Here is a 14986-nt window from a genome sequence, read left to right on the forward strand (position 1 = left end):
CAATTTGCAGTTTTTTTGTGTTTTCGGTGTATGTTGAGGTAAGGTGCTTGCGGGCGGTTAGCGACTGTTTCGTGTGCTCTATACTTCTATGCATAGATTAGATGACATGGTATAGTCAATTTGAAGCAGCTGGCTTAGCGCTGTTACTGCCTCTCGTAGAGGAGGCTTCATTCGTTCATACAGCCGAGCTGAAGTAACACCTTTTTATATTCGAAAGGAGCACTCACTCCGATGACAACAACTCGCTCTATACCATCCTATCGCATCCCGCTCTTCTGTGCGGTCACGATGCTCTTCTGGATGTCGATGTACACTAGCGTTCCCATCATGGCGCCTTACGTGGAATTCCTCGGGGGAAGCCATCAGCTGGCTGGCTGGATTGTCGGCATGTATGGCATCTCACAAATGCTGCTCCGCATTCCCGTAGGCATTATGTCGGATCGATTTCATAAAAGAAGACTGTTCATCACCTTCGGTCTTCTCTTCACCGCCATTACAGGTCTCGGGCTGTGGTTCACACACGATTTCACTTGGATCTTGATCCTCCGCGCACTAGCAGGGGCTGCCGCAGCGACTTGGGTTGATTTTACGGTGCTTTTCACGAGCTATTACAAGCACGAAGAGTCTACCAAGGCGATCGGAACGATCTCCTTTTTCAACTCACTCGGTCAGGTGCTTGGCATTCTTAGTGCAGGCTGGGCCGCAGACAAGCTTGGTTGGGAGTCGGTGTTCATCCTAGGGGCCATTCTTGGTTTACTGGGCATGATTGGCTCTTTCTTCCTTATCGAAAAAGTAGAAAAAGACGCGCCCAAAATCACCTTGCGCGGGATCGGAAATGTGGCTACGGATCGCACGCTCTTGTTCGTCTCTCTGCTCGCCATTTTATCTCAGGTGCTGATCTTTGCTACGGTTTTCGGCTTCACGCCGGTTTATGCCACGCAGCTTGGGGCGGATAAATTCTCGCTGTCTCTGCTCTCGTTATTCGCTAATGTACCTGTTGCGCTAGCCTCTTTATTCGGCGGAAGGCGTTGGTCGATCCGTTATGGGGAGAAACGCATGGTTGTTGCTGGCTTTCTGCTCATGGGGATATTCACTTTTACGGTACCTTTCACCCATCATCTCTGGCTGCTTATGATTACACAGGCGTTTGCCGGCTTCGGTCGCGGACTTTCATTCACCCTGCTCATGGGGATGAGCATTAAGCATATGCCTGCGGATAAGCGTGCAACGGCGATGGGCTTTTTCCAAGCGATTTATGGTCTTGGTATGTTCGTCGGGCCTGTGCTCATGGGTATCATCGGCGACTATTTCTCGCTCAATCAAGGCTTTATTGTACTCGGCGTACTTGGTGCCGGCAGTGCACTGCTCTCTTATCTGTTCGTTCAGAGCTCAGCTCAGAAACAGCCATTAGCTGCTAACAAGACTAGGATTGCGCAATAGGAGGCATCCGATTGTTAATGCATCGCAAACAGCAGTTGAAGACGACTTTTGAGGAAACTTCCGACTACTCCATAGACATAGAAAAAAAGAACCCCTAAGGGTTCTTTTTCCGTCGGCATTGATGATATTTCTTTGAACCTTGTTACTCATAAAACTTAAGTTAAATCTGCGTATAAAACACGGTAAGTGTCTTTAGCACATCGCCCTCCAGCCTGATTATAACAGGTAGAAAAGTCCTCTTTGCAACGGTTGTTTCGCTTTCGCTAATTGCTCCAACGGAACCACACCTCTCTGCTTGCCGACAATAATAGTATGACCGATTTACAAAATCTTAAACATTTTAAATGAAAAAATTTCGTTGCCTGTTATCCACCGTGTCCATGGCCTTCTGCTGCGTGTCCGCCGTGATGATTCTGATTCTTCACTTTCTTAGAACCGGATAAAGGCTCCTGATTTCCACCCGGATTATTTCGGTTCTTTACATTGCCATTATTAACGAGATTGTCGCCAGCAGAATAGTTTTTAGGTTTAGACATAGCGCCTCATCCTCTCTTTTACGAGTTTGTTCCTTCGTGATTTAGAGCATCTTGATGCCGATGATCATTGACCTTTTGCTGGATCTGCTGCGCATTATGAGCGTTGACTGGATCGGCATCCAGATCTTTGGCCACATTTTGCAAATTTTTATCCGGACTCTTTTGCTTCGTCATCACGGTGTCCTCCTTCTTACTTAAGCGTTGGTGACCTTCTGCAAAGCCTGCGCACACTCATGAATATGACGCACGTAATCATCGATTAACGACTGTACGACATCACCACGCTCGTCAATATGCGTCGTTCCTTGCTGCACATCGGTCAGCTCAACCTTCACTTCTCTGGCATCCATATACGTCACTTTAAAATCAAACGAATAGCCGGTATGCCCCGCCGTCAAAATGTGCACGCGGATGGCGTCCGCATCGCCCTCATCTGCCCATACCCTTGTTTGATCAGCAGGTTGCAACACGGTGGGCATAACGTTCATCCACTCTTTCACGAGTTCAGCTTGATCCACGCTAGGCTTATCTGATTTGCTCATAGGTAACACCTCCACATGATTAAAATGCGGAAGCCGCTCGTCTTTTATCCATGTAAAAAAACACCTACTCCCCAGCACGAATCGAATCCGTGTTGAAGAGTAAGTGCTGTTCGCGATTGCTTATTTAACGATTTGCTGCAAAAGCATACCCAGCATCTTCGCCGCTTCTTCCCGCGAAGCAACATCCTTCGGCGCAAATCGATTGCCCGATTTCCCGGAAATAATGCCAGCTTGCTGCAACGCTTTGGCCGCGTCTACAGCGAAGGCAGGAATCTCTGCACCGTCTGCAAAAGGTGCGGCAGCCACCGCTTGCGGTAAGCTGAGTTTCTGCATTGCTGCGAATCGAACGATCATCGTAACGATTTGCTCACGCGTGATGTTGGCAGCAGGTGCGAAGATCCCCTCGCTTACACCGCTTGTAAGACCGTTCTCGGATGCCCATTGGACAGACTGGGCATAATAGCTGTCCGCCTTCACATCGCGGAAACTGGACGCATTGTAACCGTCTAGCTTCGCGCCAGCCATCCGCGCTAGCATCAACGTGAAATCGGCACGATTGATTTGTGCATTAGGCGAGAATTGGCCTTCTGCTGTTCCGTTGATAATATTGCGTGCGGCTAAATAAGTAATATAGCTCTTAGCGAAGCTCCCTGACGTATCACCGAACGTTACAGGTGAATACCCTACTGCGTATTGTGAAAAGTGGCTTACTTTGAAAATTAACGTGCCTGTAGCAGCATCAAAATAGCTGTTCGTCACTTTTACAAGCTCGCCATTATCAGCGATGTAGTAGGCAACAACGGCATTCGTATCCTCATTAGCTGTCGGTTTATATGGTACTTGGACCTCTACTGTACCTCCATTGAAGTTTGATACCGTTTTGCCGCCTGCTGTGATCGTAAAGTCGAAGACAGGTCGGCCGCTCACTGCTGCTTCCAGCGCTTCCTTTGCTGCCGGAGTCCAACCTTGCGTTGCTGCCTGAAGATCAGCTTTACGGATCGAAATATCTACTGTACCGCTCGTCGCGGCACCTTGCACAGCACCCATGGCCTGTTTGTCTAAAGAAATCTGACCAAGTCCTGCTGACAACGTAAGCGTATCTGTTGGGCTGCTTACAATGAGCGCAAAAGCTTCGGTTGGCAGACTGACCACAGCTTGCTTCGCCGCGGGGTCTACAACCGTCTTGATTTCTAAGACAGAAGCTTTGCCGTCCGTCTGCCCCTCGGTTACCTTAGCTAAAGCATCAGACACCTGCTTGCTGGTTACAGAGGCAGTTGCCTTCCCAGCGCTGTCTAACGTGCTTTTGACATCCGTTGTCGTGATCGTCATGTCGCCCTTCTCAACTGTACTTGGCGCCGCTGGTGCCGCTGGGACTGTCCCTAGCCCGCTTCCGCTGGAACCATCTCGAGATACCGTCAACTTATACGTCTTCGTCGATAAATCCTGCGCTGTAACCACAATCGTGATCGCATTGCTGCCTACAGCCAAATCCACCGCGCGTGGTGATGTCCCAACATAAGAAGTCCCGTTTACCGTTATCGTTGCCGCGGGGTCAATGGTTGTTGGAGCTACCGTCATTGCATATACGCTATTGCCAACACTCATCGTATAGGAAGTTTGTTTGCTGTCAAATGAAGGTGAGATTGTCCCCCCGACGATCGATAAAGCACTCAAATCTGCTATATCAATTAAACTGGCAGCACTCACTGCTTTAAATTGATTGTAGTCAGCCTCCACTTGCTTTGCATAGTCTTCACCTAGGTTGACTATCGTATCTCTGATGGTGCTCCAGTCTGTGTTCAACGCAGTAAGTGCATTTTCTTCAAAGCTGTATCCCAAATTGCGATCAGTACGCGCATGCGCATAAGCATAGGCCATAGCGGACGCCTTCAAGAAATCTTTGTATGCATTAAAATCAACGAATTTACTATCATCGTAATCTCGATCAAAGGCTGAGATTTTTCGAATCAAAAACGTTTTGGAAGCGCCGTTCAACTCACCGACGAACGGATCATCAACAGAAGACAACTCGTCATAAGCTTTTTTCGCTCGGGAAGCGTCTTTACCTTGATAGGCTGAATAATCCAAATTCACAAAAGTGTTCCCTAACAAGGCAGGAGCTTTCTGCTGCTTTACATCCAGAACTAAGTCGTCATCCGTTCCTGTAGTAGCACCCTCAATTAATACGAAATAGCGCCTAACCCCGATGCTGCCAAGTCCTTTTTCAATGACCCGCGCAATATCTTTAATAGCAAAGAATTGGTCCTTGGATGCTGGGGATAATCGTGTTTGGTTCACATACCCAGACCAGTTGTCTTTGATCTCATTCCATTCGGCAGAAGATACGGCAAGCAGCTTCTCATCAGCCGTTGTCGAACTTGTCGGAGTTGCTATTGTTACGAAGTTACGTTTGTTATTCACCACTTTTGTAAGTCCTTTGACCTTCTTAGCCGCGTTAACGTCAAGCACATCTTTATTCGATAGATTATCTAGTAGACCTTCACTCGTCGAATTCCCGTAGAAAATTTTCAACATATAATCGGTGTTGGTAAATCCGTTTGACAGCAAGAAATTTTCATCAATTTTAGCTGTGTCCTCGATATCGTTTCCTTGAACACTTGCCAGCGTTGATTTATACTTCTCCAAAAAGTCCTTAGCCGCTTGACGAGTATCCGCAGCGCTTGTTTCCTTAGTACCGCTAACATCATCTTTCGTATTATAAATACTTGCAACAAAACGGATCAAATCGAAATAGAATGGGGCTACGAGCGATTCATCCGGATCATTTAGATCAAAATAAGGTTGCCCGTCATTATGATCGAAGAAGCCGACATTACGCGTATGTGCATCGCCTTCAATCCACGTGTTGACGCCGCTCCACGTTGACCAAGCTTGCGGGACAGGGATGATCGTTCCTAAATCCTGATAAAATAACGGGCTGTTACCACGGAAGAATTTATGCGGTTTAGCAGCCATTTCCGAGTACTTATAGTTTTTATCATAGACGTCTGAATGAAAGGAATTGGCTTGTTTTAGTGCTGTAACAATCGTATTTTTGCGGGCAGCATCGTTAAGTAGCGGTGCTGCCGGTCGCTTGACAGTAATCCCGGAAATCGCATCCGAATCTTCGCTAGCCCCCGCAGTTACAGCTTCTTTCTTCATCGTAATCGCAAGATTACAATCATTTAGAAACGGCAATGCTGCTGTTCCACCGATTGTAAAGGTCACTGTTTTGTTCCCATCGCCAACCGCTGTGATCGTTAACCCATTTAGCGAAGATGAGCTATCGGTTACCGTGTAATCGGTTTGACTTAAAGCACCATTCTTCACGATGCCATTTCCCAGCGTAATGACAAAGGTATTGTCTGTTGTCGATACGGACGTGGATGTAGCCATTTTGACCGTGGCATCTGTGACTGTCCCTGTTACCTTGGTAACTCCTCCAAACTTCAGTAGGGTTATTCCTGTAATGGCATCAGATTGCCCGTAGATCCCTCCTTGAAAGGCTGAAGGAAGCAGGGTAATGGACAAAGGCGTATCTACTACGACATCAGCACTTGCTTGTCCCGTAATCGTGAACGTCATGACACTTCCAACAGCAGTAGCCGAAACGGATAAACCATCTGGCAAATTGCTAATTGTAAAATCAGTGCTAGGTATCAACGTAGCTTTGGGTACCCCATATGTAGCTGTCAGCTGAAAAGAAGCATTCGAAGAATCGATAGCCACAAGTGAACCCATGGAAACTGTGTTATCCGAAGGATTAGCCGATGCCGTCGCAAATGGCTCTATTCTTGAAGCTCTATTTTGCGGATTCACCTGTGATTTATTGGCCGTGACTTCAAAATCTGAAGAATTATTCCCAACCTCATAGCCATTCCCAGCATTAAGACCACTTCCTGCTGGAGTTGAGCCGTTAGCACTGAGCGTGCTTAAAAAAGTTCCATCTGATGGATTTACCGCTTTGCGAATAATACTTTTTTGAGCACTGCCACCTGGTGCAGGTGTACCTCTGGAAATACTCGCTCCTCCATACCCAACGAAATCTACGATATTTCCTCCTGAGCTTGCACTAAAATCAAAATCTGCTGTGCTGCTCAGAAGTGCAACAACCCCGCCATCCTTATTCATGTTTAAGCCAGTATCCGTCGCATCGGCACCCTCAATCTCTTTGCCGGAGCCCGTGCTATACCCTAAAGTCCAAGGTCCTACGCCAAGTTTAATTAAGTAATAGCTATGAGGCTGAATATCTCCAGTGAGAGATACCTTTGCTCGATATACACTGTCCGTTACACTCGTCGTAGTGTCCTGACCAGCTGTATTGGCCTTTAGGAATTGAACACTCCATGAATCTAAGCTTTGCGGGTTATTTGTTGGATTATAAAGCTCAATGAAATCATTCTTGTAGGGAGAATCTGTATTATGAGCCCCACCGCCAAATATTTCACTAATGACAATATGATTCGCTGCAGCCGCTTCTGCTTGTGGCCATGTTCCGCCTGGCAGATACCCGAAGTTAAAAACGATCGCTGTAATAAGTGCTAATATGATTGACTTTTTAAGCTTGAATTTCACATTTTTCACTCCTCTTATCATGGATGATCTCGTCCCATTATAAGAAAAGCATCTCCTACTAAATACCCACTTTTTGTTAAAATAAAATGTAGATTTTGTAAAGAAGCCCACGTGCCTATTCTCCTAAAAATAAAAACAAAAAAAGCCACACGATTTCGAGAATCGCATGACTTTTTGGTTAGGTATTACCTTGGCTACGGAGAGGGTGGGATTCGAACCCACGGAGACCTTGCGACCTCGGCGGTTTTCAAGACCGCTGCCTTAAACCACTCGACCACCTCTCCACGATAGGCGTCTCCGATTAGGGAGACGACCTTGTGCAGTGACAAAAAGCATTGTAGCACATAAACATAATTCGATGCAAGTCTTATTTTTTCGTGATGACTTTCACGTTGTTCATGTACGGAACTAGCACGTCTGGCACAACGATTGAACCATCCGCTTGTTGGTAATTTTCTAGAATCGCAGCGACTGTCCGGCCCAAAGCTAAGCCTGATCCATTCAGTGTATGTACGAATTCCGGCTTCGCCTTCGCATCCCGGCGGAAGCGAATGTTCGCTCTGCGGGCTTGGAAGTCTTCGAAGTTACTGCAGCTAGAGATCTCGCGGTAAGCGCCGCTGTTAGGTAGCCATACTTCCAGGTCATACGTCTTCGCCGACGTGAAGCCAATATCGCCTGTGCAGAGTGACAGCACGCGGTAAGGCAGCCTCAACAGCTGTAAAACGCGCTCAGCATGCCCTGTAAGCTTTTCCAACTCCTCGTAGGAGTCTTCGGGCTTCACAAGCTTTACAAGCTCAATTTTGTTGAATTGGTGCTGTCTGATTAAACCACGCGTATCGCGACCAGCGGATCCTGCTTCCGAACGGAAACAAGCACTGAACGCCACGAAGTTAACTGGTAGCTGTTCATTCGTTAGAATATCTTCACGGTGGTAATTCGTGACCGGTACTTCCGCTGTTGGAATAAGGAAATATTCCGAGTTCTCCACCTTAAACACATCTTCCTCAAACTTCGGAAGCTGGCCCGTACCTGTCAGACTATCGCGGTTGACGATATACGGAGGCAGCATTTCTTCATAGCCATGCTCATCGCTGTGCAAGTCCATCATGAAGTTGATCAAGGCGCGCTCTAAGCGGGCTCCAAGCCCTTTGTAGAATACGAAACGCGAGCCCGTTACCTTTGCCGCTGCTTCGAAATCCAAGATGCCTAAATCCTGTGCCACTTCCCAATGCGGTTTCACTTCGAAATCAAATGATGGAATCTCACCGATGCGGCGAACTTCCACGTTCTCTTCCTCTGTACGGCCCACAGGAACGCTTGCATGGGGCATATTCGGGATGGAGAGTAGGACTTGTTGTAAGGACTCATCCAAGACGCGAATCTCGTCGTCGAGCTCTTTAATGCGGTCTCCGACCACTTTCATTTCTTGAATCAGCTCATCCGCATTTTCACCGGATCGTTTACGACCCGCTACCTCTTGGGACACGGTGTTGCGGCGGTTCTTCAGCTGCTCGGTTTCTTGCAGCAGCTCTCTGCGCTTCACATCTAATTCTGTGAAACCATTAAGCTCCTCGATCTGCTTGCCGCGGTTTTGCATGGCAGCTTGTACAGCTGCTAAATCACTTCGAAGTAACTTTACATCAAACAAGGAGATTCCTCCGTTAGCGCAAAATGGTTTGTATATGGAAGCAAGCACCCATACCGGCAATCCGGTTAACTCGAGGTGCTTGAACCGTTTATTATGCTTGGCTTTGCTTTACCATGTCTAGGAAATAACTGTGCAGACGGAAATCATCCGTCAGCTCTGGATGGAACGATGCCGCAAGGAGATGCCCTTGCTGCGCGGCGACGATCTGGCCGTCATACGTGGCCAGTACATCCACATCCGGTCCCACTTTCTCGATAAGTGGAGCCCGAATGAAAACCGCGCGAACGTTCTCGTCAATGCCTTTGATCGGCAAGTCCGTCTCAAAGCTTTCGCGTTGACGACCGAACGCGTTGCGAGCCACCGTAATGTCCATCAGCTCAAGGTGAGCTTCCGGCTGTCCGGTGATCTCTTTCGCGATGACAATCAACCCTGCGCAGGTGCCGAAGATCGGCTTGCCTGCCGCGGAGAAATCACGCAGCGCATCGATGAAGCCATACGTACGCATGAGCTTACCGATCGTCGTGCTTTCTCCGCCAGGAAGGATAATGCCATCAAGCTCAGCGAGCTGCTCGGTGCGTTTGACAACAACACCTTCTGCGCCCGCCTTTTCAATCCCACGAATATGCTCCGCTACCGCGCCTTGCAGCGCGAGAACCCCAATCTTCGTCATTACCAGCCGCGCTCCTGCATACGCTCGGAAGCTTGAAGCTTGGAAATTTCGATTCCCTTCATAGGGGTACCTAGGTTTTTGGAGATTTCAGCGATCATTTTGTAATCCGTGTAGTGCGTTACCGCTTCAACGATTGCTTTCGCAAACTTCTCTGGGCTATCGGATTTGAAAATACCAGATCCAACGAATACACCATCAGAACCAAGGTGCATCATAAGCGCTGCATCAGCAGGTGTAGCAACACCGCCAGCTGCGAAGTTTACAACAGGCAATTTACCTGTTTGGTGAATTTGCAACAAGAGCTCATAAGGAGCGCCAAGCGTTTTCGCTTCGAACATCAACTCATCCAAAGACATGCTTTGAACTTTACGAATTTGACCTTGAATTGTACGCATGTGACGAACGGCTTCAACGATGTTGCCTGTTCCTGGCTCACCTTTGGTACGAAGCATGGAAGCACCTTCGCCGATACGACGCAAAGCTTCACCAAGATCGCGGCAACCACATACGAAAGGCACAGTGAAATCACGCTTGTTGATGTGGAATACTTCATCCGCAGGAGTAAGTACTTCACTCTCATCGATATAGTCAACGCCTAGGGATTCAAGAACCTTAGCTTCAACGAAGTGCCCGATTCTTGCTTTCGCCATGACTGGAATGGATACAACTTTCATCACATCTTCAACAATTGTTGGGTCAGCCATACGGGATACGCCACCAGCAGCACGAATGTCTGCAGGTACGCGCTCAAGCGCCATAACAGCGGACGCGCCAGCTGCTTCTGCGATTTTAGCTTGCTCAGCGTTCATAACGTCCATAATGACGCCGCCTTTTTGCATTTCGGCCATACCTGTTTTAACGCGGGAAGTTCCTGTTTCCATTCTTTATTTCCTCCTATAGCTTCTATGCAATTTCGGTGTAGTTCCCTACACGATTCGATAATAAACTTCTAAACAACAATTTTACATGAAGGATGGGTAATATACAACCCATTTTCTGGCCTAAGAGCCGCCTTTAATCCCATTGAACATATCGCTGAAGAAGTTTTTAATGGAGCGGAACAAGAGGCGAATCCAGCTGCCTTTTTCAACATCCCCATCTGCAATCAGATCTACCGTTTTTTCTTGACCATTATAGCTAACTTTTACTTTCCCCAGCGTGTCGCCTTTCGCAATAGGAGCTACAAGTTTAGCCTCTTCAACAGACTCAGCCGTCACTTGGAAATCCGTATCCTTCGCGCCTTTTCTAGCAACGAACGTTAGACCTGTTTTCGTAACAAGAGGTACTTCCAGTTGTACACCCTTCTTAATGTTCACACTTTTCAAAGAATCTATCGTTTGTTTCGCATTCAAGAATGGTTTTACCTCAAAATTATTAAAAGCATAGTCCATCAGCTTACGTGTTTCATTGAAACGCTCTGGTTCAGTCTTCGTCCCCATAACTACCGTAATCATACGCATACCGTTACGTTCTGCCGTTCCGGTGAAGCAGTAGCCAGCATCATCCGTAGAACCCGTTTTCAAACCGTCCAAACCTTGATACGCATACTTTTTAAAATTGGTGTTTGTTGAATTCCCTTCGAGCATCCAGTTCCAGTTGATCATCGCCGATTTATCTGTCGCTCTCAGCTTCAAGGAAGGTATCTTCGTAAACTCAAGGATTTCTTTATGGTCCTTCAAAATATTATAAGCAAGAATCGCCGCATCGCGAGCTGTCATCTTCGTCTCACCTTCAATAGAAGCAGGCGGATTCTTGAGGTCAGCACGTGAAAGTCCAGTCGCGCTAATGAAATGAGCCTTATCCGACATACCCAGCTGTTTCGCTTTGTCATTCATCATTTTCGCGAAATTCTCTTCTGTACCGCCAAGCAACTCAGCAAAAGCCACAGAAGCATCATTCGCCGAGTAGATGGACATCGCATTAAACATATCCTTGAACGTCAGTGTTTCATTCTCGGCAATCAACTGCCCAGAGCCAATAACATCTGCCGCATTCTTACTAGCTGTCACAGGTGAGTCCCATTTGAATTTGCCTTCTTTAATGCTTTCCATCGCCAAATACTCTGTCATCATCTTCGCCATACTGGCCGGAGGGAAAGCTTCGTCTGCATTCATTTGAAACAGGACTGCTCCTGTGCTTGCCTCCATGATTAACGCAGATTTCGCTGCTACTTGAGGTTCATTCAGTGCGGGTGCAGTCGTTGTTCCTGCATTAGGCGCAGGTGTTGTCACCGCAGCAGGCTTTGGAGTTGCCGAAGGAGAAGGCGACGCCGCATAGGTTGGCTGTATATGTAAAAGTAAGGATTGAGCAATTAAGCTAACACCTAACACCAAAGCAACCTTTTTCTTTGTAAAACTTAAAAATCTCACAATTTCACTCTCCCTAGATAATGTTTGGATAACCGTTATGACACGATATATTGTAACACACCCCATTAGACAAAAAAAAGAAAACGTGGGTTCAACTCCCACGCCTCCAATTTTATCCGTATTGTGACAAAATATAGGGACCTTTTAGCGGAGCTAAAAGTCTCTCATCTACATTGAGTAATTCGGTGCTTCTTTCGTGATTTGGATATCATGCGGATGACTTTCTTTCAAACCTGCACCCGTAATGCGAACGAACTGCGTATCATGAATGAGTTCTTGAATGTTACGTGCACCACAATACCCCATGCCTGAACGTAATCCGCCCACCAGTTGATACACCGTATCCGCCATTGGCCCTTTGTAAGCCACACGACCTTCAATACCTTCTGGGACAAGCTTGCTCTCGTTCTCTTGGAAGTACCGATCCTTACTGCCTTCCTTCATCGCACCTAAGGAGCCCATTCCACGGTAAACCTTGTATCTGCGACCTTGGAAAATCTCAGACTCACCCGGACTCTCTTCTGTCCCTGCAAAAAGACTACCAATCATGACCGCGCTAGCTCCCGCCGCAATCGCTTTAACCACATCACCAGAGTACTTAATACCGCCATCGGCGATAATCGGAACACCAAATTCGGCTGCTGCTTGTGCGCAATCATAAATCGCCGTAATTTGTGGAACACCAATCCCCGCAATAATACGTGTGGTACAGATCGATCCAGGACCGATCCCTACTTTCACCATAGAAGCTCCCGCTTTAATCAAATCACGGGTACCATCGCCTGTTGCTACGTTTCCAGCGATGATCGGAAGCTCTGGATATTGGGCTCTCAGCTTCTTCACAGTCTCTGCGATATTAATATGATGTCCGTGAGCAGAATCCACGACGATAACGTCAATACCAGCTGTCACAAGCGCTGCGGCTCTTTCTAGCACGTCTTTGGATACACCAACTGCTGCGCCTACTAATAAGCGGCCTTGCGTGTCTTTCGCCGAGTTAGGGAATTGAATCGCCTTCTCGATGTCTTTAATTGTAATTAACCCTTTTAGACCAAAATTCTCGTCTACCAAAGGCAGCTTCTCAATCTTATGCTTTTGAAGGATGCCCTCTGCTTGTTGAAGCGTTGTTCCAACTGGCGCTGTCACAAGGCCTTCCTGCGTCATCACTTCTTTGATTTTGATAGAATAGTCATGTACAAAACGCAAGTCACGATTCGTTAAAATACCGACTAAACGATTATTCTCATTCACAATCGGCACACCGGATATCCGATATTTCGCCATCAACTCTTCTGCGTCATAAACGTGATGCTCAGGCGTTAAGGAGAATGGGTTTGTAATAACGCCGCTCTCGGACCTTTTTACCCGATCAACGTGCTCCGCTTGAAGCTCAATCGGCATATTCTTATGAATAATGCCAATACCGCCTTCTCGGGCCATAGCAATCGCTAGCGCAGACTCCGTCACCGTATCCATCGCGGAGCTGATGAAAGGGATATTTAATTTCACGCCAGGTGCCAGTTGTGTCGAAACGTCGATCTCCTTACCGAACACTTCAGACTTTCTCGGCACTAACAATACATCGTCAAACGTTAAGCCTTCCTTGCCAAACTTATCTTCTCTCACAGCGTACCATGTCCTCCTTAAAGCCCTCTATCTGAAGAAAGCTTGATTCATAAGCTTTTGCACATTCTTTCGTATGATTGCAATCTTAACAAAAGCCTATTTTTGGTGTCAAGGAAAAGGACGAGCGCACGGCTCCCCCTCACCTTGAATAAGTCAATTCCGTTAACGATAGGAGTATGTGCTGCTTGGATTCCATAACAAGAACTGCTCAACCCCTTGTTCCCTAGCCGCCTTAATCTGCTCTTTTACATCGAGGGCACCATACTTCTTATGCGGCTTCACCCATGTCGCTGTAAAATCCTGATACCAGGGCCTGATCTGAGCGATCTGACCTCCCGAATGGGCTAACTGCTGATTTTTCCATTTGGCATCGTTAATGGCTTGATGGATGATCGCGTAGGGCTGCAAATCCGGATGTTTCACTCCATAAATCCCGGTCGTGTAGTGTGACGGATACAGCATAGGAGAAATAAAGTGAACCTCCTTACTGATCATCGCCCAGTCTTGTCCAATTCCCATATCATTGGGTAACGACGTCGTTAATCCAAATACATCCGCTGAAATATACGCCTTCCCGCCGATCTGTTCCTTTGCCTTATGCAGAAAAGTGGCAATATCCAGCGCCTTACTTAGCTTCTGCGGGTTATCGAATTGAACCTCCCGGTCCACCTTCTGCCCATTCTCAGGGAACCTCACATAATCAAATTGGATCTCATCGAACCCCAGAGCAGCTACTTCATTCGCTATTTGAATGTTGTAGTCCCACACCTCTGTTTTAAAAGGATCTACCCAAGCGATACCTTTCGGGTCCTTCCAGACACTTCCGTCTTTGTTTTTCATAGCGTACGTACTCTTCTTCTTACTTAAGTAAGGATCCTTAAACACGACAAGCCTTGCAATTGTATAAATTTGCTTCTGCTTTAATCTCTGCAGCTTCGCTTTCATATCTTGTATAATGACGTGGCTATTCGCCCCGATCTCATTGACCAAAGGAACCGCTGAGGGATAGGTCACCTGACCGGAATCGTTCTTAACATCAATCACCATTGCGTTTAAATCCGTTTGATCCACTAATGTTATCAATTGCTCGAATTTATTGCCTACAGCGGACCAGGCTGACACATAAATACCTTTCACGATCGGTGGTTTAGCAGGCTTTTGAAAAGAAGGTGTTGCCGCAACGACCGGCATCTTCTGCTGTTCCTGATTAGGCACAGGCTCCATGCTTCCTACATGACTTAAGGAGTGAAGTGGATTAGTCCCCTCCTTCACTTCATCGATTTTAGTTGAGCAACCATTCATCATCAGTGTTACTAACGAACAAAGACATACCCTATTGATCCATCTCATGCTGCTTGTTGTCCTCATCGTCATCCCTCCTCGTAGGATTAGTATGGTTAAAAAAGCAACATTTACAGATACAAAAAAAAGAGTCTTTCTGGAAAAAATCCAGAAAGACTCTTGCTTGTTGCTTGGCAACGTTCTACTCTCCCAGAACCCTGCGGTTCAAGTACCATCGACGCTGGAAGGCTTAACGGTCGTGTTCGAGATGGGAACGCGTGGATCCCTTCCGCCATCAT

Annotated in this window: 11 protein-coding genes, 1 tRNA gene and 1 rRNA gene; 1 reads left to right on the forward strand and 12 read right to left on the reverse strand. The window is 47.0% G+C overall.

The genetic code is table 11. The features are described 5' to 3' along the window. Nucleotides 1-231 precede the first annotated feature (231 nt). Nucleotides 232-1440, forward strand: a complete 1209-nt coding sequence (locus AC58QO_RS27065) for an MFS transporter (protein WP_497271018.1) — start codon at nt 232-234, stop codon at nt 1438-1440. Between the two features lie 365 nt (nt 1441-1805). Here the strand turns inward: AC58QO_RS27065 and AC58QO_RS27070 are convergent, their stop codons facing one another. The 12 genes from AC58QO_RS27070 to rrf form a co-directional block, all read right to left on the reverse strand. Then, nucleotides 1806-1976: a small acid-soluble spore protein P gene (locus tag AC58QO_RS27070; RefSeq protein WP_497258940.1), complete on the reverse strand. Its 171-nt coding sequence runs from the start codon at nt 1974-1976 to the stop codon at nt 1806-1808. 18 nt (nt 1977-1994) lie between these two features. Then, on the reverse strand, nt 1995-2150 hold the full coding sequence (locus tag AC58QO_RS27075) for a hypothetical protein (protein WP_497271020.1): 156 nt from the start codon (nt 2148-2150) through the stop codon (nt 1995-1997). A gap of 20 nt (nt 2151-2170) precedes the next feature. Beyond that, a complete protein-coding gene (locus AC58QO_RS27080; RefSeq protein WP_497271022.1) occupies nt 2171-2518 on the reverse strand; it encodes a hypothetical protein in 348 nt (115 codons plus the stop codon). A 120-nt stretch (nt 2519-2638) separates the two neighbouring features. Continuing rightward, nucleotides 2639-7093 (reverse strand): DUF2252 family protein, encoded by a 4455-nt coding sequence (locus AC58QO_RS27085; protein WP_497271024.1) that lies wholly within the window; start codon nt 7091-7093, stop codon nt 2639-2641. A gap of 197 nt (nt 7094-7290) precedes the next feature. Continuing rightward, nucleotides 7291-7377: transfer RNA gene (locus tag AC58QO_RS27090), tRNA-Ser, on the reverse strand. An 83-nt stretch (nt 7378-7460) separates the two neighbouring features. Then, a complete protein-coding gene (serS, locus tag AC58QO_RS27095; protein ID WP_497271026.1) occupies nt 7461-8741 on the reverse strand; it encodes a serine--tRNA ligase in 1281 nt (426 codons plus the stop codon). 91 nt (nt 8742-8832) lie between these two features. Continuing rightward, nucleotides 8833-9411 (reverse strand): pyridoxal 5'-phosphate synthase glutaminase subunit PdxT, encoded by a 579-nt coding sequence (gene pdxT / locus AC58QO_RS27100; protein WP_497271028.1) that lies wholly within the window; start codon nt 9409-9411, stop codon nt 8833-8835. Further along, nucleotides 9411-10292: a pyridoxal 5'-phosphate synthase lyase subunit PdxS gene (gene pdxS / locus AC58QO_RS27105; RefSeq protein WP_065854409.1), complete on the reverse strand. Its 882-nt coding sequence runs from the start codon at nt 10290-10292 to the stop codon at nt 9411-9413. Before pdxS ends, pdxT begins: the two co-directional genes overlap by 1 nt. A gap of 120 nt (nt 10293-10412) precedes the next feature. Continuing rightward, the gene (locus AC58QO_RS27110; RefSeq protein ID WP_497271030.1) at nt 10413-11780 is read right to left on the reverse strand and encodes a D-alanyl-D-alanine carboxypeptidase family protein; all 1368 of its coding nucleotides are present in this window, start codon (nt 11778-11780) and stop codon (nt 10413-10415) included. A gap of 168 nt (nt 11781-11948) precedes the next feature. Further along, nucleotides 11949-13406, reverse strand: coding sequence for an IMP dehydrogenase (gene guaB, locus AC58QO_RS27115; RefSeq protein WP_497271032.1), 1458 nt, complete (start codon nt 13404-13406; stop codon nt 11949-11951). Nucleotides 13407-13568: 162 nt separating this feature from the next. After that, entirely contained in the window at nt 13569-14774 is a 1206-nt protein-coding gene (locus AC58QO_RS27120; protein ID WP_497271034.1) for a putative glycoside hydrolase, read from the reverse strand. 102 nt (nt 14775-14876) lie between these two features. Then, a 5S ribosomal RNA gene (rrf, locus tag AC58QO_RS27125) occupies nt 14877-14986 on the reverse strand; the annotation flags it as partial.

The sequence above is a fragment of the Paenibacillus sp. J31R30 genome (assembly GCF_059692115.1).